A 25,137-nucleotide genomic window follows, 5' to 3' on the forward strand; every position below is an offset into this window, starting at 1 on the left:
GCCGGAGAGCCACATGGCCGAAGAAGACACCCAACAGACAAACGGGGCCGCTGAGGCCCGACCCCAGATCAAACAGCGCATCCTTGCCCAGTTCGTGCGTGACCTGTCGTTCGAGAACGTCATGGCGCAAAAGGGCGTGGATGGTGAGGTGAAGCCGGAAATCAAGGTCGAAGTGAACCTTGACGCCCGCAAACGCGGCACGGCGAACCAGTTCGAGGTTGTCACCAAGCTGAAGGTAACCTCGCTCAATCAGGGCAGCGAGAAGACGCTTTTCCTGCTTGAGCTGGAATATTCCGGCGTGTTCGAGATCGAAGGCGTGCCAGAGCAGCAGATGCACCCCTATCTGATGATCGAATGCCCGCGCATGACCTTCCCGTTCATCCGGCGCATCGTGTCGGACGTCACCCGCGACGGGGGCTTCCCACCGCTGAACCTCGAACAGATCGACTTTGTTGCGATCTATCGCCAACAACTTGCGCTGCGGGCCCAGCAACAGGCCGAGCAAAAGCCCGCGGACGCCTAGACCCTGTTCCACAGGGCGTTGTCGCCCAATGTTTCGACGAAAGCGGCGTGGGCTTCGGCCTCCGCCGCTTTTATTTTTGGCGCCAGCGGTGTCGGGCGGGGATAGGGCCGCCAATCGGTATCCGCTGCCGACTTGGCCTTCGAGCGGTCCTGTCCCGCCAGAACCAGATCGGGCTGCCGCCCGCCGATCAGCTCAAGATAGACCTCCGCCAGGATTTCACTGTCAAGCAACGCGCCGTGCAACGTGCGATTGGAGTTGTCGATGCCAAAACGGCGACACAAAGCATCAAGCGACGCCGGAGAGCCGGGGAATTTCTTGCGCGCGATGGCCAGCGTATCAAGGGCCTGAGCCATGGGTAGAAGCGGACGATTGAGCCAGCCAAGTTCCGCATTGAGAAATTTCATGTCGAACGCGGCATTGTGGATCACCAGCCGCGCATCCCCGATGAAGTCGACAAACGCCTGTGCCACATCCGCGAACACGGGCTTGTCCCGCAGGGTCACCTGCCCCGGTTTGGGGTCTTGCGGCGGCGTCAGAAGGTCCGGTCCGATGCCGTGAATCTCGAACGCGCCCGACGGCATGTCCCGTTTGGGGTTGATGTACTGATGATAAGTCCGCCCGGTGGGCATGTGGTTCATCAGTTCGATCGCGCCGATTTCCACGATGCGGTCGCCTTCGCTGGGCTCGAAACCGGTGGTCTCTGTATCAAGGACAATCTCACGCATCGGCCTGTTCCTGTTCGATTTCGGCGATGATCTCTCTCACGGATTGGCGGGCGGCGTCCAGTGTCAGCGTCTCGATCACCCAGCGGGCTTTTGCGCGTTTCTCTGCGTCGGGCATCTGCCGCGCCTTGATCAGCTCGAAGTCCGCCTCTGACATTTCGCCCCGGGCCAGCACGCGTTGACGTTGCACGTCTTCGGGAACCGAGACGACAGCGACCCCGTCACACTGCGCGTCGCCGCCCCCCTCATACAAGAGCGGGATGTCCAGCAGCACGATGGGCGCAGGGGTCTGTTTGAGAAACGCCTGCCGGTCCTGCGCCACCAGCGGATGCACAAGGGTTTGAATGTGATCAAGGACTTCGGGGCTTGCGGCGATGAGGGTGCGGAGTTTCTGGCGCGAGACGGCCCCCTCTTCGATCACCTCAGGATAGGCCGCACCAATTGCAGCCGCCCCTTGCCCGCCCTTGGCGTAAAGACGACGCACGGCGGCATCGGCGTCCCAGACCGGGATGCCTTCGTCGGCAAACATCGCGGCAGTGGTGGATTTCCCCATGCCGATCGACCCCGTCAGGCCTAGAACGAAGGTCATGACAAGACCGCAGCCCGCGTGTCGGCGCCCACCTCGGGCCGCACGCCGAACCAGCGTTCAAAGCCGGGCACTGCCTGATGCAACAGCATGCCCAGACCGTCCACGGTGATGCAGCCGGCAGCCTCTGCTGTGGCGAGGAATGGGGTTTTCAACGGCGTATAGACAAGATCGGTCACCACCGTGCCGCGCCGCAGACCGTCCAACGGCACCCGCAAAGCGGGCTGCCCCTCCATACCGAGCGAGGTTGTGTTCACGACCGTTGCCGCGTCCTCAAGCATATTTCCGGCCTGCACCCAATCGACCACCTGCACTTTGGTCCCGAAGGCGGATTGCAGGGCTTCGGCTTTGGGGCGGGTACGATTGCTGAGATAGATCTGCGTGACGCCAACGTCGATCAGCGAGGCGATGACGGCCCGCGCGGCACCACCGGCCCCCAGCACCGCAGCGGGTCCAAGGGACGGCGCCCACCCGGGCGCGCCCTGCCGAAGATTGGCAATAAAGCCGTAACCGTCTGTGTTATCAGCGTGAATCTTGCCGTCTTTGCGGAAAATCAGCGTGTTCGCAGCGCCGATCAAGGTCGCGCGATCCGTGGCCAGATCTGCGATGGACAGCACATCGACCTTGTGGGGGATCGTCACATTGCACCCGACGAACCCCATTTTGGGCAGGGTACGGATCACCTGCTCAAGGTCGCTTTCGCCCACGTGGAGCGGCACATAATGTCCGACGCGGTTGTGCTTTTTCAACCAGTGGCGGAACAGGCGCGGTGAACGGGAATGCGCGACGGGCTGGCCGATCACGCCGGCAAGGGGAATGGGTTGATCGCTCATTTGGGCAATGTCCCGCGAAGTGTGAGATAAGACAAGAGTTCAAGCAGCGGCAGGCCTTGAATGGTAAAGGTATCGCCCTGCACCGTGCGGAACAGGCGGATCCCCTCCTCCTCGATCTTGTAGCCGCCGACAGACCATCGGATGCTCTCCCAGTTGCGTTCGAGATAGGCATCGAGATAGCTGTCCGAGAAGTCGCGCATGGTCAACCGCGCCACGCCCACATGGCGCCAGATGGGCGCGTGGTCCTCGTAGATCACGGCGGCGGACAATAGCTGATGGGACTCGCCACGCAGTCGGAGGAGTTGCGCACGCGCCGCGGCGGGGGTCTCGGGCTTCGACAGAACCTCACCCTTGAAAGACAGAACCTGATCGCATCCGAGCACCAGCCCCTCTGCCCCGCGCTCCGCGACCTTGCGTGCCTTCATCTCCGCCAGGGTATCGGCCATGTCCCGCGGCGACGCACCTTCGGCCTGAAGGGACAGTTTAACCGAATCTTCATCGATTCGCGCTGGAGTTACTGTCACCGATAGGCCGGCATTCTCGAGCAGTCGGGCCCGGATGGACGAGGAAGAGGCGAGAGTAAGCCGATCTTTCATGTGGATAATCCCGTGGACGAAACCATGCACACCTCATGGGACGGATTGAGGTCAATCGCAAGCCTGTCCCGCCCGGGGGAAAGTTATGCGAGTGGTCCCGTACCACGCCTGAGTTATCCCGTGAGGATATGAAAGAATCGACGCTGTGGATAAACTGCGGTCGGACTCATACAAGACGCGCGGGCAAGATGGGTCTGTATGATAATTTCGTTTCGTCACAGAAGGTTAGCAGTCATCGGGGTTGTTTGAAAGTCCTGCTCTTGGCAAACACCATGTGGATATATATGTGTGCAAGCGAGTTTTGGGAGGTTATCCCCAGCGCTAACACTACTTCCACCTAGAATCCTTTTTTCTTTGGAAAGAATACAGATCATCGCTCCGCCGATCCTGGTTCCCTCCGATTGACAGAACCCAGCTAAGCGCTTAGGCAGGGTTAACCTTCGTCCGAAGGCTGTTTTCCAGATCAGACAGAGAAATGACCGGTCATCCGGTTGGAGTTCCACCATGCCCGAAGATATCACGCAGAACGACGCGGTCACAGATCGTTTGAACCTCGCCGACCTGAAGGCGCAAAGCCCCAAGGATCTGCTCGCGCTGGCTGAAGAGCTCGAGATTGAGAATGCGTCGACCATGCGCAAAGGCGACATGATGTTCTCGATTCTCAAGGAGCGGGCAGAAGACGATTGGGTCATCGGTGGGGACGGTGTTCTGGAAGTGGTTCAGGACGGCTTCGGGTTCCTACGCTCGCCTGAGGCAAACTATCTTCCCGGTCCGGATGACATCTACGTCTCCCCCGATATGATCCGCCTGCACGCGTTGCGCACCGGCGATACCGTTGAAGGTGTGATCCAGGAACCGTCTGATACTGAACGGTATTTTGCGCTGACGAAGGTCGAGAAGATTAACTTCGAAGAGCCGTCGCGCGCGCGCCACAAGGTGGCGTTCGAGAACCTAACTCCGCTTTATCCCGATGAACGCCTGAAGATGGAGACGTCGGACCCCACGACGAAGGATCGCTCTGCCCGGATCATCGATCTGGTCGCTCCGATCGGGAAAGGGCAACGGTCTTTGATCGTGGCGCCTCCGCGGACCGGTAAGACGGTGCTGTTGCAGAACATCGCCCATTCCATCGCGGCCAATCACCCCGAGTGCTATCTGATCGTGCTGCTCATCGACGAGCGGCCGGAAGAGGTCACAGACATGCAGCGTTCGGTGAAGGGTGAAGTCGTATCCTCGACCTTTGACGAACCCGCGTCCCGTCACGTTGCCGTCTCTGAAATGGTGATTGAGAAGGCGAAACGTCTGGTCGAGCACAAACGGGACGTGGTGATTTTGCTTGATTCGATCACCCGATTGGGCCGCGCCTTCAACACAACGGTTCCGTCATCGGGTAAAGTTCTGACCGGGGGCGTCGATGCTAACGCGCTGCAACGGCCCAAGCGGTTCTTCGGTGCGGCGCGGAACATCGAAGAAGGCGGCTCTCTGACCATTATCGCCACGGCACTCATCGATACCGGAAGCCGGATGGACGAGGTGATCTTCGAAGAGTTCAAAGGCACCGGCAACTCCGAGATCGTGCTGGATCGCAAAATCGCGGACAAACGGGTGTTCCCGGCAATGGATATTCTCAAATCCGGGACCCGGAAAGAGGATCTTCTGGTCGATAAAGTCGATCTCCAGAAGACTTATGTGCTGCGTCGGATTCTTAATCCGATGGGAACCACTGATGCGATTGAATTCCTGATCTCGAAGTTGAAACAGACCAAGACGAATTCGGATTTCTTCGACTCCATGAATACGTAAATCCGTTTTAAACCAAAAGGTTAATAGTGATGGATACGATTTTCGCCCTGGCGTCTGCGCCGGGGAAAGCAGGTGTGTCGATCATTCGGATTTCCGGGCCGGACGCCAGATCTGTCGTAGCGAAGATGGGCGCCCGTCTTGAGCCGCATGATCGCAAACTGGTCACACTCCTCGACCGGGACGGTGTCTTGATCGATCAGGCCTTTGCGCTCAGTTTCTCGGAGGGACGCAGTTTCACCGGGGAGGAGGTGGTCGAGCTGCACACGCACGGCTCCCCTTCGATTGTTGCCGCCGTCCAAGACCATTTGAGTGAGCTTGGTCTTCGGCTGGCGGATCCTGGCGAGTTTACACGCCGCGCCATGGAGAACGGACGCCTCGACCTCGCCCAGGTCGAAGGACTGGCCGACCTGATTGATGCCGAAACCGAAAGCCAAAGGCGGCAGGCAGTTCGGGTCTTTTCCGGTGAACTGGGAACTCTCGCCGAAAAATGGCGCAAGGACCTGATCCGCGCGGTCGCGCTACTGGAGGCGACCATTGATTTTGCCGATGAAGAGGTGCCGGAGGATGTATACCCCGAGGTCAATGCGCTCATTACCTCCGTTTCTGCAGAGGTGGAGTCAGAGGCAAAAGGCGTTGCCGTACGCGAAAGGATCCGAGATGGGTTCGAGATTGCCTTGGTTGGTCCGCCCAACAGCGGAAAGTCGACGTTGCTCAATCGGTTGGCCGGGCGCGAAGCCGCAATTACTTCCGATATCGCCGGCACCACCCGGGATGTTATCGAAGTAAGGATGGATGTTGCCGGATTTCCTGTGACATTTCTCGATACGGCCGGAATTCGTGAATCGGACGATCAGCTAGAGGCTTTGGGGATCGAGCATGGTAGGCGACGTGCGAGCCGCGCTGATATGAGGATTCATTTGGTAGAACCGGATGAAATGCCGGATCAAATCTCCGATAGTGATCTAAACGTCATAAGCAAATCTGACCTTCGTCCTACCAAAGATCGGTTGTCCGTTTCTGGGATAGACGGGACCGGTATTGATGCACTGCTGAACCGGATTTCAAACTTCCTGGCTGACCAGGTTGCAGATGCCGGTGTTGCGACCCGACTTCGACATGAGAAAGCGCTGGTCGCTGCGCGGGTCCATCTCAGCGAAGTCCAAGCGATGTTGCAGAGTTCCGCCGACGAGGTTGATATCCTCGCGGAGGAGCTTCATACTGCGATCCGGTGTCTTGACAGCTTGATTGGCCGCGTCGATGTAGAGAATGTCTTGGATGAGATATTCTTAAGCTTCTGTATCGGTAAATAGGATTGTTTCACGTGAAACACGCGAATTTCGATGTCTTGGTTATTGGTGGCGGTCATGCTGGTGTAGAAGCTGCGCATGCAGCCGCGCGATGCGGTGCGCGTACAGGACTGGTCACACTCCGTCGGAGTGATATTGGAGTGATGTCATGCAATCCTGCAATTGGGGGTCTCGGGAAGGGGCATCTTGTTAGAGAGATCGACGCCCTGGATGGAGTTATGGGCGTCGCAGCTGACCGTGCTGGCATTCAGTTTAGGCTGTTGAACCGAAAGAAAGGGCCAGCGGTACAGGGGCCACGGACCCAGGCTGATAGACAGCTTTATCAAGCCGCAATGATCGAACTTACCCGACAGCGGTCAAATCTTGAACTTATCGAGGGAGAGGTCATCGACCTGATGGTCGAGAACCATAAGGTCATCGGGCTAGTGTTGAAAGACCGCTCGCAAATCTTAGCGAGGTCTGTAGTCTTGACGTCAGGCACTTTCCTCCGTGGTGTCATGCATATCGGTCAGGAACGTAGTGAAGGTGGTCGCATGGGTGCCGCACCGTCCATCGCACTGGCCGAACGGCTAGAGAGCTACGGACTACGTATGGGGCGTTTAAAAACGGGAACCCCACCTAGGTTGGATGGTCGGACCATACATTGGGACGAACTTGAGCTGCAAGAAGCTGATGCCGATCCCGAGCTGTTCTCATTCCTTCATAGGAAACCGTTTGCCAGCCAGATTTCATGCGGCATCTCGCATACCAATGAGCACACTCACGAGATCATTCGCAATAATTTGGACAAATCAGCGATGTATGGGGGTACAATCGACGGCGTGGGGCCGCGATACTGTCCCTCCATCGAGGATAAAGTTGTTCGGTTCGCTGACAAGACGTCTCATCAGATCTTTCTGGAACCCGAAGGGCTGAATGACGATACCGTATATCCCAATGGTATTTCCACTTCTCTGCCAGCCGATGTTCAGCTTGACTATGTGCGTTCGATTAACGGATTGCAGCGGGCGGTAATTACGCAACCAGGGTATGCCATCGAGTACGATTACGTCGATCCTCGTGAGTTAAATATTCAATTAGGCCTGAAAAAGATTCCTGGTCTGTATCTGGCTGGCCAGATTAATGGGACGACAGGATATGAAGAAGCTGCGGCTCAAGGATTGGTAGCGGGATTGAACGCAGCCGCATCATCTCGAGGAGGTGCTCCCGTCAACTTCGACCGGTCGACATCTTATATAGGGGTGATGGTCGACGACCTGACCGTACGCGGCGTGACTGAGCCGTATCGAATGTTCACGTCGAGAGCTGAATTCCGCCTTTCTTTGCGGGCTGACAACGCAGATCAGCGTCTGACCGCATTTGGTCGCGACGTAGGCTGCGTGAGCGATGAAAGGTGGCGCGTTTTCACCCAAAAGATAGAGAAAATTGATTTTTGGACCAGAACCCTTCGGGAAAAGAGGGCCTCCGCGCGTGCCCTTTCGGAAGCCGGGGTGAAAATCAATAGCAATGGCGCGAGCCGGACGCTTTACGATGCCCTAACGGTTGCTGGTACCAAGACAGAACAAATCGCCGATCTTGCTGAGGGAATGGAAGAAATCCCATCGGATATCGCCTCTCAAATCGAACGCGATGCGCTCTATTCCCATTATGTGCAACGCCAGAAGGCAGAAGTCGCCTTAATGGCCAGGGATCATGCACGGATAATTCCTTCACAACTTGATTACGATGCCATTTCTGGTCTCTCGAATGAAATTAGATCGAAGCTAAAGGCGGCCATGCCTGATACGCTAGCTCAAGCCGGACGGTTGGAGGGGATCACGCCAGCCGCACTTGTATTGCTCCTGGGTGAAATCAATCGTATCGGCGCTGGTGGTCGGGCGACAGGGTCATGACGTTTAAACACAATCTCAAACATGTTTCACGTGAAACAAACGAGAAGCTGGTTCATTTTTCTACCCTCCTGAGCCGTTGGACCAAAACCATAAATCTCGTCTCAAACTCCTCGGCTAGCGATATCTGGTCTCGGCATATTGAAGACAGCGCCCAATTGTTTCATCTCGCACCGCAGAATTGGCGACGTTGGACTGACATAGGCAGCGGCGGCGGCTTGCCTGGTGTTGTGATCGCGATCCTGGATGAACGAAGGCGACCGCTGACGCTTCTTGAAAGCGATAAGCGGAAATGCCAGTTCCTTCGCACTGCAAAACGGGAACTTGGATTGAACTATCAAGTGGTGAACGACCGGATCGAAATGTCAGAGATTGTCAAAGCTGACGTGGTTAGTGCACGCGCACTGGCTCCTCTTCCGAAGCTTTTAAATCTTGCGAAACCGCTTTTGGAAGAAGGTGGGATATCACTCTTTCCGAAGGGAAAAACCTTTCAAAGCGAGATCGACGCCGCTAAGAACGACTGGAGCTTCGACAATAAGCTTCATCCCAGCATAACGAGCAGCGAAGCTAAAATATTGGAAATAGCTAGGATCCACCGTCGTGAACCTTAGTCGGGCTACGCAACCGAAGATAATTGCGGTCGCCAACCAAAAGGGCGGTGTCGGGAAGACGACAACTGCTATCAATTTGGGCGCAGCACTGGCCAAGGCAGGTCGCCGGGTGCTGCTGATTGATCTCGATCCTCAAGGTAATGCCTCGACCGGTCTGGGCATCGAAGCGGATCAGCGCAGATTGACGACTTACGATTTTCTCATCGGGGAAGCTCTCCCGGCGGAATGTGCCAATCAAACGACGATTGACGGACTCAAAATTATTCCGGCTACAACAGATTTAAGTTCTGCAGATATCAGCTTGATGGCAAACGAAAAGCGGAGCTTTCTACTGCATGATGCCCTCCACCAGCCAGCGATAGATGAGCTCGGCTTAGACTATATCTTGATCGATTGTCCTCCGTCGCTCAACATATTGACGGTAAACGCTATGGTCGCGGCAAATACGGTCGTCGTGCCGCTTCAAAGCGAGTTCTTCGCCCTCGAAGGGCTGTCACAATTGATGCTAACCGTTCGCGAAGTCAGACAATCTGCCAATCCGGATCTCCGGATCGAAGGGATTGTCTTGACGATGTATGACCAGCGCAACAATCTTAGCCAACAGGTGGAGGCTGACGCGCGCGACAACCTGGGCGATCTCGTTTTCAACACAGTCATTCCCCGCAATGTGCGGCTGAGCGAAGCCCCTTCGTTCGCAATGTCGGTTTTCGACTATGATCCGACATCCAAAGGGGCAGCTGCGTATCTCGCATTGGCTTCTGAAATCATGGCGAAAGAGCCTCAATCCCTGCAGCGGAGTTCTTAGATGAGCAAAACACCCACAAGAGGGCTGGGCCGCGGCCTGTCGTCGTTGATGTCCGATGTAAGCGCTTCGGCGCCCGATCAGAACCGCCCTTCCACGGAACGCTTCATTCCGATCGACCAGATCTATCCTAATCCACACCAGCCCCGCCGGACCTTCGATGAAAGCGCACTGGCTGATCTCACGGCGTCTATCTCGGAGAAGGGGATCATTCAGCCACTTATTCTGCGCCGTAAACCTTCGGCGTCCGGTCAATACGAGATCGTTGCAGGCGAACGGCGCTGGCGTGCATCGCAGCGGGCCAAACTGCACGAAGTCCCTGCCATCATTCGGGAATTTACCGACGTTGAGGTTCTCGAGGTTGCGATTATCGAGAACATCCAGCGCAGTGATCTGAACCCCATCGACGAGGCGGCAGGCTATAAACAACTGATGGAGAAGTTCGGGCGCACCCAGGAGGAAATGGGGACCGCTCTTGGCAAAAGCAGAAGCCATATCGCGAACTCCGTGCGCTTGCTGACCCTACCCGAAACCGTGCAGGACCTGCTGTCGAAGGGCGATCTAACCCCTGGTCATGCACGCACGTTGGTAGGACATCCGAAAGCGGGCGCACTCGCGGCCGAAATCGTCAAAAAGGGGCTTTCCGTTCGGGCTGCCGAGAAACTTGCCAAAACTGCCAAGGAGCCCAAGCCCGCAGCACCGAGAAAGTCCAAGACCAAAGACGCGGACACACTCCAAATCGAAAATGATCTCGCAGCCCACCTCGGGATGAAGGTAAAAATCGACCACGCGGACGGGAAGGAGAACGGTCAGATCGTTCTGCATTACCGCAGTTTGGAACAGTTGGATGACGTTTTGCGCCTGCTGTCAGGGTCTTAATCCGTAAGAAGTTTTGCGATCACAGCGTTCAGCAGCGGTCGGCCGTTCGGGGTCACGGTGAGGCGGTCTTGCGCTACATCCAGCAGCCCGAGATTTGTTAACTCGTTGATTTGACTAAGTTTACTCTCGACCCAAGATGCCGGCATGCCGATTCCCTCGGAAAGCCGCAGTCCCATGAGGATACGCTCTTCCAACATAGCAGCCGGCGACATCTCCACGCTTGAAACGTCGCCCCCCTGCCCTTCAGCGACCTGCGCCAGCCAAGCGCCGGGCATACGTTCAGCTACGGTTTCAAAGCGCTGCCCGTCCAACGTCAAGCGTCCATGGGCCCCGGGCCCAATGCCTGCCCAATCGGCGGACGTCCAATACAGGATGTTGTGTCTGCTTTCTTGATCCGGTTTGGCGAAGTTGGACACCTCATAGGCTCGCAGCCCAGCGGCATGGGTTAGACTTTGCGTCACCTCCCATAAGTCAGCGCCAAGATCCTCGTCTGGGAGGCCCTTCAATCCACCCCGTTTCAAGCGCTCGCCGAACGCGGTGCCGTCTTCCACAGTCAGCTGATACAACGAAAGGTGGTCGGGATCGAGCGCTAGCGCCTGTTCCAGTTCCATCGCCCATGCGTCGACGGATTGATTCTGACGCGCATAGATTAGATCAAAGCTCACGCGGTCGAAGGTTGATCGGGCGATCTCGATTGCGCCAAGAGCCTCCTTCGCCGAATGGAGGCGTCCAAGTGCCTTGAGGTCGGGATCGTTCAGTGCTTGCACACCCACCGACACACGATTGACCCCGGCTGCATAATAACCCGCAAAACGATCCGCTTCGATCGAGGTGGGATTAGCTTCCAAGGTCACTTCCAGATCATTGGACAAGCGCCACCGCTTGCGGATCCGCTCCATGATTCTCTCGACGGTCTTGACTTCCATGAGGCTGGGCGTGCCGCCCCCGAAGAAAACCGACGACAGGATGCGATCTGGAGTCAGGGCAGCGACGCGGTCGATTTCGCGTTCGAACGCCTCAGCCCAGCGGGATTGGTCAACCCGTGCGACCACATGCGAGTTGAAGTCGCAATAGGGACACTTTGCCTGACAGAACGGCCAGTGGACGTAGAGCCCGAAACCGTGCGTCATGCCGGAAGCGTCACGCAAAACAACCCTCGATCAGCCTGCGAAATGCGTCGGCACGGTGGCTGATCCGGTTCTTTTCCCATCGATCCATCTCTCCGAAGGTCACGTCATAACCGTCCGGCTGGAAGATCGGATCGTAGCCGTGGCCCTGATCCCCCCGCATGGGCCAGACGATCTGTCCGGGCATGACGCCTTCGAACACCTCATCATGGCCGTCCGGCCAAGCGAGGACCAAACAACAGCGGAACTGCGCGCGGCGCGGCGTAGCTGCGTCCCTCGCTTCCAATTCCTCCCAAGTGCGGGTCATCGCCTTCACGAAGTCGCGCCCGTCGCCCGTTTCGGCCCAATCCGCCGTATAGACGCCGGGCGCACCATCAAGTCCGTCAACTGTGAGCCCGCTGTCATCGGCCAAAGCTGGCAAACCGGTCGCCTTCACCGCCGCATGAGCCTTGATCCGCGCGTTGCCGACGAAGGTGGTTTCGGTCTCGTCAGGTTCGGGCAATCCATGATCGGCGTTTGAGGTGACCTCGACACCATAGGGCGCCAATAAGGCCTCGATCTCTTCCAGTTTCCCGCGATTGTGCGTCGCGATTAGCAGTTTCTTTCCTTCAAACCGTCGCATCAGGACACGGCGTCCAACTGGGCAGCGGATAGGGTAGCAACCCCGCGTTCGGCCAGGTCCATCATGGCGTTCATCTGCTCCCGGCTAAAGGTCGAGCCTTCGGCGGACATCTGTACTTCGATCAACTTGCTGCCCGCCATGACAAAGTTTCCATCGACCCCGGCTTCGGAATCTTCCGGGTAATCCAGATCCAGCACCGACTGCCCCGCATAGACCCCGCATGACACGGCTGCCACAGGAACCGTAAGCGGGTCAGACGTGACAAACCCGGCTTTCATAAGCTTGTTGACTGCCAATTTCAGCGCGACCCAACCGCCGGTGATCGATGCACACCGTGTGCCACCGTCAGCTTGAATCACGTCGCAATCGACCACGATCTGCCGCTCGCCCAAAGCCACGCGATCGACGCCAGCTCGCAGGGACCGACCGATCAGACGCTGGATCTCCTGTGTGCGGCCGCTCTGCCCGTTCTTCGCCTCACGCCGCATGCGCGTGTTCGTCGCACGGGGCAACATGCCGTATTCCGCCGTGACCCAGCCCAATCCGGCGTTCTTCAAAAACGGAGGCACCCGTTCATCGATCGAAGCGGTGCAGAGCACGTGGGTGTCACCGCATTTGATCAGACACGACCCTTCCGCATGTCGGGTGACCCCGGTCTCGATCGTTATGGGCCGCATTTCGTCAGTTTTCCGTCCAGAGGGGCGCATGGCATGTCCTTTCCAAGGTTTGCCACCGGATACGCGCCCTGCCCTGCAATTCCAACCCCGATTGACCTTTCGGACTGCGTGCCCATATTGGCAAAGGGCCACCCGTCACAGGCCGGAGACCCTGAAACGATGACCGACCAGACCACCTCTTTGGACGAACTGAACGCCCGCTCGCGCGAGGTTTTTCGCCGCGTTGTGGAAGGATACCTCGAGTCCGGCCTGCCGGTGGGGTCGCGCACGCTGACCCGCACCCTGTCGGAGAAGGTCAGCGCGGCCACCATCCGCAACGTGATGCAGGATCTTGAGCATCTGGGTCTTTTGGACAGCCCTCATATCAGCGCCGGCCGAATCCCCACACAACAAGGTCTGCGCATGTTCGTGGATGGTCTGCTGGAAGTGGGCGATCTGGATGGTCAGGATCGCGCCCGCATCGACCAAACCCTTGGCAGCAACGACGACGATGTCGGCACCCTGCTCGACCGCGTGGGCTCGGCTCTCTCCGGTGTGACACACGGGGCGAGCCTGGTGTTGACTCCGAAACACGAAGCGCCGATCCGGCATGTGGAGTTTGTCAGCCTCGCCGCGGACCGCGCGCTTGTGGTGCTGGTCTTCGCCGACGGGCACGTGGAGAACCGCGTGTTCACGCCGCCGCCGGGGCAAACGCCGTCGTCAATGCGCGAGGCGACGAACTTCATCAATGCGGTGGCCGAGGGCCGCACCCTCTCCGAACTCGGCGCCGCCATCGCGCGTGAGGTGAAGGCCCGCCGCCAAGAGATCGACGCCCTCGCGCAAGAGCTCATCGACAGCGGCGCTGCCCTGTGGGAAAATAAGGGGGAATCGACCGAACGGCTGATCGTGCGCGGGCGCGGCAACCTGATCACGGATGAGGATGAAGCCGACCTCGACCGCATCCGCAGCCTGTTCGACGACCTTGAACGCAAGCGGGATATCGCCAACTTTCTCGAACTGACCGAGACCGGCGAAGGGGTGCGGATCTTTATCGGGTCCGAGAACAAACTTTTCTCACTTTCGGGTTCCTCTTTGGTGGTTTCTCCTTATATGAACGCTGATCGAAAGATCATCGGCGCGGTTGGTGTCATCGGACCCACGCGCCTTAACTACGGGCGCATTGTGCCCATCGTGGATTACACCGCGCAACTGGTCGGGAAACTGATCTCGGACCGCGGATAGGAAGGCTGGATAATGGCTGATACAGACAAGAACGATCAATTCCTCGATGACATCATGGCCGAGACCGACCTCGGCCCCGAGGATGAAATGACCCTTGAACAGATGGCGGATGAGGACGACTCGATCGTGGCCCTCAAGACTGAGATTCAAGAGTTGAAAGACGGCTACATGCGCGCGCTTGCCGATGCGGAGAACACCCGCAAACGGGCGGAGCGTGATCGACGTGAGGCCGAAAACTATGGCGGGTCACGTCTCGCGCGGGATCTCCTGCCCGTGTACGACAACCTGCACCGTGCGCTGCAGATGGCCAAGGAAGACGGCAAGGATGGCGACAAAGCGCTTCTGGAAGGCGTTGAGTTGACCATGCGCGCACTGATCGACGTATTCAAAAAGCACGGGATCGAGCCTGTTCAACCGGAAGTCGGTGACAAATTCGATCCGCAGTTCCACGAAGCGATGTTCGAAGCCCCCCTGCCCGGCACCAACGCGGGCGAGATTATTCAGGTCTCGGCCACCGGCTTCCTGTTGCACGACCGCCTTTTGCGGCCGGCGCAGGTCGGGGTCTCCTCTACTCCGAAGTCCTGACCAGACCCCGCAGCTCGTATATCAGATCGAGCGCCGCTTTCGGCGACAGCTCGTCGGGCAAAATCTCTTTCAACCGCGCCTCCACCTCGGACGGCGCGGTTTTTTGCGGCGCCGGGGCAGGTGTGGCACTGAACAGTGGCAAATCGTCGATAATCGCCTTCTGTTTGCCTTCCCGTTCCCCCTGCTCCAACGCCTCCAGAACCACCTTCGCACGGTCGACGACTGTCGCGGGCAGGCCAGCCAGCCGCGCAACCTGCACTCCGTAGGATCGATCCGCGGTGCCGCGCTTCACTTCGTGCAGGAAGATCACGTCGCCGTCCCATTCCTTCACGCTCACAGTGGCGTTTGCCACGGCTTCGAGCTTGTCGGACAGATGCGTCATCTCGTGATAATGGGTCGCGAAAAGCGCACGACAACGGTTTACTTCGTGCAGGTGTTCCAGCGTCGCCCAGGCGATGGACAGCCCGTCATAGGTCGCCGTGCCGCGGCCGATCTCGTCCAGAATGACCAGCGCGCGATCGTCGGCCTGGTTGAGGATCGCCGCCGTCTCGACCATTTCCACCATGAACGTGGATTGCCCCTTGCTCAGATCGTCCGACGCGCCGACGCGGCTGAAAATCTGGCTGACGATGCCGATGGTCGCCTCACGCGCGGGCACAAAGGCACCCATTTGCGCCAGAACCGCGATCAAGGCATTCTGCCGCAGATAGGTCGATTTACCGGCCATGTTCGGCCCGGTCAGAAGCCAGATCGACTCGTCACTTAGGTCGCAGTCATTGGCGACGAACGGCGTGCCCGACGGGGCGAGTGCCGCTTCGACCACCGGATGGCGGCCCTCGGTGATCACGAACTCGCGCCCTTTCGTCAACTTTGGCCGCACCCAATTTTCTTCCCGCGCCAATCGCGCCAGCCCTGCGGTCAGATCGATCTCGGCCAAGCCCCGCGCCAGATTGAACAGCGCCGCAGCTTGTTCGAGAATAGCGTCTTTCAGGCTGGAATAGAGACGCTTTTCGATTTCCAAACACCGCCCGCCCGCGTTCAATATGCGGGTTTCAAGGTCGGAAAGCTCAACAGTCGTGAAACGCACCTGATTGGCTGTGGTCTGTCGATGGATGAAGGTCTCGGATAGCGGCGCGGCGAGCATCTTCTCGGAATGGGTCGCCGTGACCTCGACGAAATAGCCAAGAACATTGTTGTGTTTGATCTTGAGCGCGGCAATGCCCGTCTGTTCCGCATATCGGCTTTGCAGCCCGGCAATCACTGTTCGCCCCTCATCCCGAAGTGAGCGGAACTCATCCAGTTCGGCGTCATACCCGGAGGCCACGAAGCCGCCGTCTCGCGCCAGCATGGGCGGATCAGCGACCAATGCGGCATCCAGAAGGTCCAACAGCGGCCCCTGTCCGGTCAAATCTTGCGCGGTTTCTGCTAGAACGTGTGGCAGCTCGTCCGGCAAGGTTTCGGAAATGGTTTCGGCCTGAGCGAGCGTGTTACGCACCGAAGCGAGGTCACGCGGGCCACCCCGGTCCAGCGACAGACGCGATAAGGCGCGATCCAGATCGGGCACTTCGCGCAGGCGGTCCTCAACCGTGGCGGCGATATCGCCATGCTCAAGACTCCAGGCCACGGCCTCCTGCCGGGCGGTGATCTGGTCCAGATCCCGGGATGGGGCCGACAGCCGACGTTCCAGTAGGCGCGCCCCCCCCGCCGTCAACGTGCGATCGATCACCGACAACAGGGACCCAGCCCGCCCCCCGTTCACGCCGCGCACCAATTCAAGCGATCTGCGCGTCGAGGCATCGATCTGCATCGCCGACGTGCGGGTTTCGCGCATGGGGGGCCGCAGCAGGGGCAACTTCCCCTTCTGCGTAATCTCAATGTATTCAACGATCGCTGCCATCGCCGCGATTTCTGCGCGCGAAAAGGTGCCGAACCCCTCAAGTGACCCCACAGAATAGACCCGAGACAGGCGCTTTTCGCCGTTCGTGCTGTCGAAGGCCGCGTTGCCCAGCACGGTGATCGCGGCTCCGGCGTCTTCCACGATATGGCGCAGTTCCGCCTCTCCGGCCTCGGTCAAAAGCACCTCTTTCGGGTCCAACCGCGCCAATTCGGGCCCGAGGCCCGCCGCATCGCAGCTCAGAACCGAAAACGCCCCGGTCGAGATGTCGACCCAGGCCAACGCGCCCTCGTCCCGGACCGTGGCATAGGCCGCGAGGAAGTTGTTCCGCCGCGCATCCAGCAAGGTATCCTCGGTCAGGGTGCCCGGCGTCACGACCCGTGTGACCCCCCGCTTCACCACTGCCTTGTAGCCACGTTTCTTTGCCTCGGCAGGGCTTTCGAGCTGCTCGCAAACAGCGACCCGATGCCCCTTGCGGATCAGCGTCAGGAAATAGCCTTCGGCGGAGTGATGGGGCACACCACACATGGCGATATCCTCGCCCAGGTGTTTGCCGCGCTTGGTCAGGGCGATGTCCAAAGCCTCAGCCGCCGCAATGGCGTCATCGAAGAACAGTTCATAGAAATCGCCCATCCGGTAGAACAGCAAAGCGTCCGGATGCTCGGCCTTGATTTCAAGATACTGCGCCATCATCGGCGTCACATTGCTGCTCATGTCATGTCCTGTGGGTGGGTTCATCGCAACCTAATCGCAGCTTTATCGCGGCGAAAGCGCAAATGCTTCAAAGCCGGACCCCATTGCAGGTGACCGAGCGGCCCCCTATCAAGGGCGCGTCAATTGGAGGATATCATGGTCAAAAATCGGGTCACCCGCGAAGATGCACTGGCGTTCCATCTGGAACCGGCCCCCGGCAAGTGGGAGATCAACGCAACCGTCCCGATGACCACACAGCGGGACCTGTCGCTGGCCTATTCCCCCGGCGTCGCGGTCCCGTGCGAGGAGATCGCGGCGAAGCCCGAACTGGCCTATGATTACACCAACAAGGGCAACCTTGTGGCCGTCATCTCGAACGGGACTGCGGTGCTCGGGTTGGGCAACCTTGGCGCGTTGGGGTCGAAACCGGTGATGGAAGGCAAGTCTGTTCTGTTCAAGCGGTTCGCCGACGTGAACTCCATCGACATCGAGCTCGACACCGAGGACCCGGACGCCTTCTGCGAAGCGGTGCGCCTTATGGGGCCGACCTTTGGCGGCATCAACCTTGAGGACATCAAGGCGCCGGAATGTTTCATCATCGAACAGCGGCTCAAGGAAGAGATGGACATTCCGGTCTTCCACGACGACCAGCACGGCACCGCCGTGATCTGCGCCGCGGGGCTGATCAACGCGCTATATATCTCGGACAAGAAGATCGAGGACGTGAAAATCGTCCTGAACGGCGCGGGGGCAGCCGGGATTGCCTGTATCGAACTGCTCAAAGCCATGGGCGCGAAACACGAAAACTGCATTGTGTGTGACACCAAGGGCGTCATTTATCAGGGCCGGACCGAGGGCATGAACCAGTGGAAGTCGGCCCACGCCATCACCACGGAGCTGCGCACGCTGGAAGAGGCGATGGAGGGTGCGGACGTGTTCCTTGGTGTGTCCGCCAAGGGGGCTGTGACGCCGGAGATGGTCAAGAACATGGCCGACAACCCGGTGATTTTCGCCATGGCGAACCCCGATCCGGAAATCACCCCCGAAGAGGCCCACGCCGTCCGCGTCGACGCCATCGTCGCCACCGGGCGTAGCGATTATCCCAATCAGGTCAACAACGTCTTGGGCTTCCCCTATCTGTTCCGTGGCGCGCTGGACATCCATGCCCGCGCCATCAATGACGAGATGAAGATCGCCTGCGCCCATGCCCTCGCCCATCTCGCGCGTCAGGACGTGCCTGACGAGGTGGCGGTCGCATATGGCACCAAGCTGACCTTCGGACGGGATTACATCATCCCCACGCCATTCGATCCGCGTCTGATCCATGTTGTCCCCCCTGCCGTTGCGCGGGCGGGCATGGACACCGGCGTGGCCCGGCGTCCTATCGTCGACATGGAAGGGTACGAGGAGGCGCTGAAGCTGCGGATGGACCCGACGGCGTCGATCCTGCGGGGCATCAACGCCCGCGCCCGCGCCAACCAGCACACGATTGTTTTCGCCGAAGGGGACGACCCCCGCGTGCTGCGTGCTGCGGTGCAATACCAGCGAGCAGGGTTCGGGCGCGCGCTGGTCGTCGGTCGCCCGGACGACGTGAAAGCCAAGCTCACCGCCGAAGGCCTTGCCGATGCGGTGCGCGAGCTGCGAGTGGTTAATGCGGCCAACACCGAGCACCTCGCCAGCTACAAGGAATTTCTCTACAACCGCTTGCAGCGCAAAGGTCACGACCGCAGCGATATCCACCGGATGGCCACCCGCGACCGCCACGTTTTCGCGTCCCTGATGTTGGCCCACGGGCACGCGGATGGCATGGTGACGGGGGCCACGCGCAAATCGGCCCATGTGCTCGAACTTATCAACCATGTGTTCGACGCGGGGCCGCACGACGGTGCAGTGGGTGTTACGGCGGTCCTCAACCGGGGGCGGATCGTACTGATCGCGGACACGTTGGTCCATGAATGGCCCGATGAGACCGATCTGGCGGATATTGCCGAACGCGGCGTGGATGTGGCCCGGGCGCTGGGACTTGAGCCGCGCGTCGCCTTCCTTTCGTTCTCCACCTTCGGCTATCCCGTCTCTGAGCGGGCCGAAAAGATGCACAAGGCGCCCGAGGTTCTGGACCAGCGCCGAGTTGATTTCGAATATGAAGGGGAAATGACGGTCGATGTGGCCCTGAACGCCCAAGCGCAAGAAGCTTATCCCTTCTCGCGCCTGACAGGCCCCGCCAACGTCCTTGTCATGCCGGCCCGGCATTCGGCCTCGATCTCGGTCAAGCTTATGCAGGAAATGGCCGGGGCGACGGTTATCGGGCCGATCCTTGCGGGAATAGATCGCCCGATTCAAATTTGTTCCACCGTGAGCACGGTGAACGACATCCTCAACATGGCAGTTCTCGCCTCAAGCACGGCACGCGACAAATGACCCTTTGGAACCTTGGCAGCATCAACGCGGACAATATCTATACTGTCCGCCACATTCCCGCCCCGGGCGAAACCTTGGACGCACTCGGTTTGCGTGTCTTTATCGGCGGAAAAGGCGCGAACATGTCCGTGGCCGCCGCCCGCGCCGGCGCAACTGTCCGGCACATCGGCGCGGTGGGCAGCGATGGCGGCTGGATGGTGGAGCGGCTGATGGAATGGGGTGTCGTGACGACGGACATCGCGACGCTTGAAACGCCCACCGGTCACGCGATCATTTATGTCGATGAAAGCGGCGAGAACAACATCGTGATCTTCCCCGGCGCCAATCGCGAAATTTCGGCGGATGCGGTGAAACAGTCTCTGACACAGGCGAAAACCGGCGATTGGTTTATCACCCAGAACGAAGTGAATGGCCAGCTTGAGGCGGCAAGGCTTGCGCGGGATATGGGCCTCAACGTGGCCTATGCCGCCGCACCCTTTGATGCCAACCAGACGCAAGAGATGCTTCCGTTTCTGGATTTCTTGATCCTCAACAAGGTCGAAGCGGACCAGCTGCGCGCGGCCACCGGTCAGGGACCCGGGGATTTTCCCGTGCGCGACGTGATCGTCACCCTGGGTGGCGACGGTGCGGTCTGGTTCGGACCGGACGATCCGGTTGAGGTTCCCGCCCTGCCCGTGACACCCGTCGACACCACCGGCGCGGGCGATACCTTTACCGGTTACGTTCTGGCCGGTCTGGACCGGGGACAGCCTGTGCTGCAGGCCATGGAGACCGCGGGCCGCGCCGGCGCGCTTATGGTGACGCGGAACGGTACGGCCGATGTGATCCCGGACCTTGCCGAGGTGCGCGCCTTCAGCGTTTGACGAAGGGCGCGTCGTTGCCCCAAAGGTCGGCCACCCGCGCATCACGACCGCAAGCCTCGCGGTAGAAATCATAGGCTTCGGCCATGGTCTTGAACCCGCGACGGGTGAAAACGCGCTCCTGCCCTTTGTAGTAATCTTGATGGTAGTCTTCCGCCTCGTAGAACGTTTGCGCGGGCAGGATCGGCGTCACGATCTCGCGGCCCAACTCCGCTTGCGCAACGGCTTTCGCGGCTTCTGCAGCCTGCCGTTCCGCTGGATCAGAGACAAAAATCGCCGTGCGGTAACTATCACCGCGATCGCAGAACTGACCCCCGGCATCCGTGGGGTCCACCGAGCGGAAGAACAGGTCGTAAATTTGGCGGGCTGAAATCTGCTCGGCGTCGTAGGCAATCTCGACCGCTTCGTAATGGCCGGTATCGCCGCCGGTTACCTGCCGGTAGGTCGGGTTCACCGTGGTGCCGCCGGTATAGCCCGAGGTCACCTCGGCTACGCCCTGCACCTTCTCGAAATCGGCCTCAACGCACCAGAAACACCCTCCGGCGACGGTGATTACCTGCATATCGGCCGCATCGGCCTTGGCCGCCTGCATCAGGCTTCCCAGCGCAATCGCGGCGGCTAGAGTCGCGGTCTTCAGGGTTCGGGTTGAACGGGTCATGAACATCCTCCTTTTCGAAGGACAATTCTGAAAGTCGGGGTCACAGGCAATTCACGGACGCGTGCATTGCAGGATTGTCACGTCCTGTTGATCGCCAGTCAGCGCCTCAATCGCCTTCCTGCCCGTTTTCGTTCAGCGCTTCAACAGATCGGACAACTTCATGGCCACAGCCGGATTGCCGGAGATCCGGATCTTGCCCATGGCCAGCGCGGTCATCGGGTTCAGCTTGCCCTTCAGCAGCTTCACCAGATTGTCCGGGGACATTTTCAGCGTGCAGTCGGTCGCCTGATCCGTCGCGGTCGCGGTGCCGTCGGCAAGAACGATGACACCGCTGTCGCCGCAATCGAACTTGAGCGAGCCGTCGAACGACTTGGTTTTCAGAGCATCCTGCAACCTAGGCAGAATGTCCGCCAGCACAGGTGACGTCGGGGCTGCGTCCATCATTTGAGCTTCCGGTTGCGCGCGGCCAGAAGCTTCAGGCGCAGCGCGTTCAACTGGATAAACCCGGCGGCGTCCTTCTGGTCGTAGGCGCCTGCATCGTCCTCAAAGGTCACATGCGCTTCGGAGTAGAGCGAGTGATCGGACCAGCGGCCCACGGTCTGCGCCGACCCCTTGTAAAGCTTCAGCCGCACGGTTCCGGTCACGTGCTCTTGCGATTTGTCGATCGCGGCCTGCAGCATTTCGCGCTCGGGGGAATACCAGAACCCGTTGTAGATCAGCTCCGCATAGCGCGGCATCAGCTCGTCCTTCAGGTGGGCTGCGCCACGATCAAGGGTGATCGACTCGATCCCGCGGTGGGCTTCCAGCAGCAGCGTGCCGCCCGGTGTTTCATAGATGCCCCGCGATTTCATGCCAACGAACCGCCCTTCGACGAGATCCAGACGTCCGCAGCCGTGCTTGCCGCCGAGCTCGTTGAGTTTGGTCAGTAATTCCGCAGGCGAGAGCGCCTCACCGTTGATCGAGACGGCATCGCCGCGCTCGAAACCGATTTCGACATATTCCGGCGTGTCCGGCGCGTCCTCGGGGTTCACGGTGCGCTGATAAACATAGTCCGGCGCCATCTCGGCGGGGTCTTCCAGCACCTTGCCCTCGGACGAGGTGTGCAGCAGGTTCGCATCGACCGAGAACGGCGCCTCACCGCGCTTGTCCTTCGCGACGGGAATCTGGTGCTGCTCGGCGAATTCGAGCAGTTTCGTCCGGCTGGTCAGGTCCCACTCACGCCATGGCGCGATCACCTTGATGTCGGGGTTCAGAGCATAGGCCGCCAGTTCGAACCGCACCTGATCGTTGCCCTTACCCGTCGCGCCGTGGGCGACCGCATCCGCGCCCGTGGCTTCGGCAATCTCGACCAGCCGCTTGGAAATCAGCGGCCGCGCGATGGAGGTGCCCAGCAGGTACAGCCCTTCATAGACCGCATTGGCGCGGAACATGGGAAAGACGAAATCGCGCACGAACTCTTCGCGCACGTCTTCGATGAAGATGTTTTCTTCCTTGATACCAAGCGTCACCGCCTTCGCGCGGGCGGGCTCAAGCTCTTCGCCCTGCCCCAGATCGGCGGTAAAGGTCACAACCTCACACCCGTATTCCGCCTGCAACCATTTCAGGATGATCGAGGTGTCCAGACCGCCGGAATAGGCGAGGACGACTTTTTTTGGTGCGGACATGGGAAACTCCTCAGGCTGAATTGAACGCCGATTACTCTGATTTGAGGGTTAGAGCAAGCTGGCGACGAAGGCCGCGTCGCCACTGTTCGTCAAAACCGAAGGGGCGTCGCGCAGGGGCACCCAGATAGCCGTATGCCCCGCTTCGGTCGGCGGGCCCAGACGCAGGGTCGGGCGGGCCATGTAGATCGTGCAGATTTTCTCGGCCCAAAGGTCATATTCGGTCATGAAAGCAAAGCGTTTATAGACGCCAAGGCGGCGGGGCCTGCTCATCCGCCAGCCGGTTTCCTCCATCACTTCTCGGTGCAGCGCGGGGATCGCATGCTCATCGGGGTCGATCCCGCCGCCGGGCAATTGCATCTCGGGGGTGTCGCCATCCTGCCTTGTGAGCAGAAGCTGCCCCCCGCGAAGCAGGATCACATAAGCCCCCGGCCGCAGCCGATATCGCCTGTATGGGTCGCTGCTCTTGCCGTAACGCCTCATCGCGCCCTTTTTCCCCGCCTTGCCGCACCTATATGGACGCGGTATGCCAAGCCCCGACCTGTTAGGAAAGCCCATGACCAACGCCACCACGACCGCATCGAACATCGCCTGGGACGACACCGTCCTTCCTTTTCAGCTTGATCGCTCAGACATTCGTGGCCGGGTGGCGCGTCTTGACGGGGTGCTCGATCAGGTGCTGTCACAGCACGACTATCCCCCGGCGGTTGAGGCCCTGGTGGCCGAGATGGCCCTGCTCACCGCGCTGATCGGCCAGACCGTCAAGCTGCGCTGGAAGCTGTCGTTGCAGGTGCGCGGCGATGGTCCGGCGCGTTTGATCGCCACCGATTATTACGGGCCCACCGACGACGGAGAGCCTGCGCGCATCCGGGCCTATGCCAGCTACGACAAAGAGCGGATCGATCCCACGGGGGATCCGTTCCAGCAGATCGGCAAGGGCTATTTCGCGATCCTGATCGACCAGGGTCAGGGCACGACCCCTTATCAGGGGATCACCCCCATCGCCGGCGGGTCGCTTGCGGCCTGTGCCGAAGCCTATTTTGCCCAGTCCGAGCAATTGCCCACCGCGTTCCAGCTCACCTTCGGCAAGGCCTCTGTGCCCGGGGGCGCCGAGACCTGGCGCGCCGGGGGCATCATGATGCAGGCGATGCCCAAAGCCTCGCCCTCGGTGTCCGGCAACGATGAGGCTGCCGACGACGGTTTGACCAACGCCGCCAACCTGCTGGACGATGACGAAAGCGAGAACTGGACCCGCGCAACCATGTTGATGCAAACCGCGGAAGAGATGGAGCTGATCGGCCCCTCGGTGCAGCCGACGGACCTGTTGGTGCGCCTGTTCCACGAGGAAGAGCCTCGGGTCTTCGATCCGCAGCCGGTCACCTTCGGCTGTTCCTGCTCACCCGAGAAGGTGCGCCAGTCGCTGTCGATCTATTCGGCCAAGGACATCGAACACATGACCACGGATGAAGGCATCGTCACGGCGGATTGCCAGTTCTGCGGCGCGCATTACGAGTTCCAGCCCAACACGCTGGGATTCGAGGCAACCGAAGGCCCCGATGTCAAAACTTGACGATCTTGAGCGCGTGCTGCGCCGGGCGATCACCCGCGCGCGGCATGCGACCTCGGACTTTGACTTGACGCCCGACGTGGCCCTGCCCCCGCAGCGCCGGTTGCGGCCCGCCGCCGTGCTGGTGGCGGTGTCGCAGGATGGGCGCGTAGTGCTGACCAAACGCGCGACGCACCTGAAGCATCATCCCGGCCAGATCGCTTTCGCCGGTGGCCGGAAAGAGGATTGGGACGCCGATCTTGTGGACACCGCCCTGCGCGAGGCGCAGGAAGAGATCGGGTTGGACCCCGCAGCCGCGCGGGTGTTGGGGACCTTGCCCACCCATGAAACCGTCACCAACTTCAGCGTCACCCCCGTCGTCGCACTTTTGCCGCCGGGCCTGACCTTCCGGCCCGAGCCGGGCGAAGTGGCGGAAATCTTCGAGGTGCCGCTATCCCATGTTCTGCAACCCGCGAACTTCCGGGTCGAAGGGCGCTATTGGAACGGCCATCGCCGGCAGTATTACACCTTGCCCTACGGGCCGTTCTACATCTGGGGGGCCACCGCGCGGATGCTGCGGAATCTGGCAGAGGGGGCGGCGTGAGCGGCGACCTGACATGGGCC

At 59.8% G+C, this 25,137-nt stretch carries 25 protein-coding genes; 13 read left to right on the top strand and 12 right to left on the bottom strand.

All coding sequences use genetic code 11. From position 1 onward, the window contains the following. Positions 1-13: 13 nt before the first annotated feature. A complete protein-coding gene (gene secB / locus DC363_RS03205; RefSeq protein ID WP_108639695.1) occupies positions 14-523 on the top strand; it encodes a protein-export chaperone SecB in 510 nt (169 codons plus the stop codon). Here secB and dnaQ read toward each other — a convergent pair. Genes dnaQ through DC363_RS03225 form a run of 4 tightly spaced genes read right to left on the bottom strand, consistent with a single transcriptional unit; the run spans position 520 to position 3,260 of the window. Next, the gene (gene dnaQ, locus DC363_RS03210) at positions 520-1,248 is read right to left on the bottom strand and encodes a DNA polymerase III subunit epsilon (protein WP_108639696.1); all 729 of its coding nucleotides are present in this window, start codon (positions 1,246-1,248) and stop codon (positions 520-522) included. The two genes, secB and dnaQ, sit on opposite strands and share 4 nt — an antisense overlap. Next, positions 1,241-1,834: a dephospho-CoA kinase gene (gene coaE / locus DC363_RS03215; protein ID WP_108639697.1), complete on the bottom strand. Its 594-nt coding sequence runs from the start codon at positions 1,832-1,834 to the stop codon at positions 1,241-1,243. Before coaE ends, dnaQ begins: the two co-directional genes overlap by 8 nt. Then, a complete protein-coding gene (locus DC363_RS03220; protein ID WP_108639698.1) occupies positions 1,831-2,664 on the bottom strand; it encodes a shikimate dehydrogenase in 834 nt (277 codons plus the stop codon). The genes coaE and DC363_RS03220 overlap by 4 nt, the downstream gene beginning before the upstream one ends. After that, complete coding sequence (locus tag DC363_RS03225; protein ID WP_108639699.1) at positions 2,661-3,260, bottom strand: Maf family protein; 600 nt, start codon at positions 3,258-3,260, stop codon at positions 2,661-2,663. Before DC363_RS03225 ends, DC363_RS03220 begins: the two co-directional genes overlap by 4 nt. A gap of 504 nt (positions 3,261-3,764) precedes the next feature. Between DC363_RS03225 and rho the strand changes: the two genes are divergently transcribed. The 6 genes from rho to DC363_RS03255 are packed head-to-tail and all read left to right on the top strand — an operon-like array spanning position 3,765 to position 10,551. Further along, complete coding sequence (rho, locus tag DC363_RS03230) at positions 3,765-5,063, top strand: transcription termination factor Rho (RefSeq protein ID WP_108639700.1); 1,299 nt, start codon at positions 3,765-3,767, stop codon at positions 5,061-5,063. A 29-nt stretch (positions 5,064-5,092) separates the two neighbouring features. After that, a complete protein-coding gene (mnmE, locus tag DC363_RS03235) occupies positions 5,093-6,373 on the top strand; it encodes a tRNA uridine-5-carboxymethylaminomethyl(34) synthesis GTPase MnmE (RefSeq protein WP_108639701.1) in 1,281 nt (426 codons plus the stop codon). 2 nt (positions 6,374-6,375) lie between these two features. Continuing rightward, positions 6,376-8,262, top strand: a complete 1,887-nt coding sequence (gene mnmG, locus DC363_RS03240) for a tRNA uridine-5-carboxymethylaminomethyl(34) synthesis enzyme MnmG (protein WP_108639702.1) — start codon at positions 6,376-6,378, stop codon at positions 8,260-8,262. Continuing rightward, positions 8,259-8,870: a 16S rRNA (guanine(527)-N(7))-methyltransferase RsmG gene (gene rsmG, locus DC363_RS03245; protein ID WP_108639703.1), complete on the top strand. Its 612-nt coding sequence runs from the start codon at positions 8,259-8,261 to the stop codon at positions 8,868-8,870. The genes mnmG and rsmG overlap by 4 nt, the downstream gene beginning before the upstream one ends. Continuing rightward, on the top strand, positions 8,860-9,675 hold the full coding sequence (locus tag DC363_RS03250; protein WP_108639704.1) for a ParA family protein: 816 nt from the start codon (positions 8,860-8,862) through the stop codon (positions 9,673-9,675). The genes rsmG and DC363_RS03250 overlap by 11 nt, the downstream gene beginning before the upstream one ends. Continuing rightward, complete coding sequence (locus DC363_RS03255) at positions 9,676-10,551, top strand: ParB/RepB/Spo0J family partition protein (RefSeq protein WP_108639705.1); 876 nt, start codon at positions 9,676-9,678, stop codon at positions 10,549-10,551. Here DC363_RS03255 and hemW read toward each other — a convergent pair. Genes hemW through rph form a run of 3 tightly spaced genes read right to left on the bottom strand, consistent with a single transcriptional unit; the run spans position 10,548 to position 13,007 of the window. Next, entirely contained in the window at positions 10,548-11,681 is a 1,134-nt protein-coding gene (hemW, locus tag DC363_RS03260; RefSeq protein WP_108639706.1) for a radical SAM family heme chaperone HemW, read from the bottom strand. The genes DC363_RS03255 and hemW overlap by 4 nt on opposite strands. Positions 11,682-11,691: 10 nt before the next feature. Next, a complete protein-coding gene (gene rdgB / locus DC363_RS03265; RefSeq protein WP_196778367.1) occupies positions 11,692-12,300 on the bottom strand; it encodes an RdgB/HAM1 family non-canonical purine NTP pyrophosphatase in 609 nt (202 codons plus the stop codon). Continuing rightward, positions 12,300-13,007, bottom strand: coding sequence for a ribonuclease PH (gene rph, locus DC363_RS03270; RefSeq protein ID WP_108639708.1), 708 nt, complete (start codon positions 13,005-13,007; stop codon positions 12,300-12,302). Before rph ends, rdgB begins: the two co-directional genes overlap by 1 nt. 129 nt (positions 13,008-13,136) lie before the next feature. On the opposite strand from rph, the gene hrcA reads away from it, so the two are divergent. Both hrcA and DC363_RS03280 read left to right on the top strand, forming a co-directional pair. Then, the gene (hrcA, locus tag DC363_RS03275) at positions 13,137-14,198 is read left to right on the top strand and encodes a heat-inducible transcriptional repressor HrcA (RefSeq protein ID WP_108639709.1); all 1,062 of its coding nucleotides are present in this window, start codon (positions 13,137-13,139) and stop codon (positions 14,196-14,198) included. 12 nt (positions 14,199-14,210) lie between these two features. Continuing rightward, positions 14,211-14,783 (top strand): nucleotide exchange factor GrpE, encoded by a 573-nt coding sequence (locus tag DC363_RS03280; RefSeq protein ID WP_108639710.1) that lies wholly within the window; start codon positions 14,211-14,213, stop codon positions 14,781-14,783. Here DC363_RS03280 and mutS read toward each other — a convergent pair. Next, positions 14,767-17,391: a DNA mismatch repair protein MutS gene (mutS, locus tag DC363_RS03285; protein WP_108639711.1), complete on the bottom strand. Its 2,625-nt coding sequence runs from the start codon at positions 17,389-17,391 to the stop codon at positions 14,767-14,769. The two genes, DC363_RS03280 and mutS, sit on opposite strands and share 17 nt — an antisense overlap. Before the next feature lie 135 nt (positions 17,392-17,526). Here mutS and DC363_RS03290 point away from each other — a divergent pair, with 135 nt between their 5' ends. Further along, positions 17,527-19,788 (top strand): NADP-dependent malic enzyme, encoded by a 2,262-nt coding sequence (locus DC363_RS03290; RefSeq protein ID WP_108639940.1) that lies wholly within the window; start codon positions 17,527-17,529, stop codon positions 19,786-19,788. Further along, positions 19,785-20,651: a ribokinase gene (locus DC363_RS03295; RefSeq protein WP_108639712.1), complete on the top strand. Its 867-nt coding sequence runs from the start codon at positions 19,785-19,787 to the stop codon at positions 20,649-20,651. Before DC363_RS03290 ends, DC363_RS03295 begins: the two co-directional genes overlap by 4 nt. Here the strand turns inward: DC363_RS03295 and msrA are convergent. The 4 genes from msrA to DC363_RS03315 form a co-directional block, all read right to left on the bottom strand. Next, a complete protein-coding gene (gene msrA, locus DC363_RS03300) occupies positions 20,641-21,306 on the bottom strand; it encodes a peptide-methionine (S)-S-oxide reductase MsrA (protein WP_108639941.1) in 666 nt (221 codons plus the stop codon). The two genes, DC363_RS03295 and msrA, sit on opposite strands and share 11 nt — an antisense overlap. A 132-nt stretch (positions 21,307-21,438) precedes the next feature. Beyond that, positions 21,439-21,750: an SCP2 sterol-binding domain-containing protein gene (locus DC363_RS03305; protein ID WP_241962905.1), complete on the bottom strand. Its 312-nt coding sequence runs from the start codon at positions 21,748-21,750 to the stop codon at positions 21,439-21,441. After that, positions 21,747-22,970, bottom strand: a complete 1,224-nt coding sequence (locus DC363_RS03310) for an argininosuccinate synthase (protein ID WP_108639713.1) — start codon at positions 22,968-22,970, stop codon at positions 21,747-21,749. Before DC363_RS03310 ends, DC363_RS03305 begins: the two co-directional genes overlap by 4 nt. 48 nt (positions 22,971-23,018) lie before the next feature. Then, complete coding sequence (locus DC363_RS03315; protein ID WP_108639714.1) at positions 23,019-23,450, bottom strand: NUDIX domain-containing protein; 432 nt, start codon at positions 23,448-23,450, stop codon at positions 23,019-23,021. 73 nt (positions 23,451-23,523) lie between these two features. Between DC363_RS03315 and hslO the strand changes: the two genes are divergently transcribed. Next, positions 23,524-24,537 (top strand): Hsp33 family molecular chaperone HslO, encoded by a 1,014-nt coding sequence (gene hslO / locus DC363_RS03320; RefSeq protein WP_108639715.1) that lies wholly within the window; start codon positions 23,524-23,526, stop codon positions 24,535-24,537. Then, entirely contained in the window at positions 24,524-25,117 is a 594-nt protein-coding gene (locus DC363_RS03325) for a CoA pyrophosphatase (RefSeq protein ID WP_108639716.1), read from the top strand. Before hslO ends, DC363_RS03325 begins: the two co-directional genes overlap by 14 nt. Positions 25,118-25,137 lie beyond the last annotated feature (20 nt).

The sequence above is a fragment of the Thalassorhabdomicrobium marinisediminis genome (assembly GCF_003072065.1).
Taxonomy (GTDB): Bacteria; Pseudomonadota; Alphaproteobacteria; order Rhodobacterales; family Rhodobacteraceae; genus Octadecabacter; species Octadecabacter marinisediminis.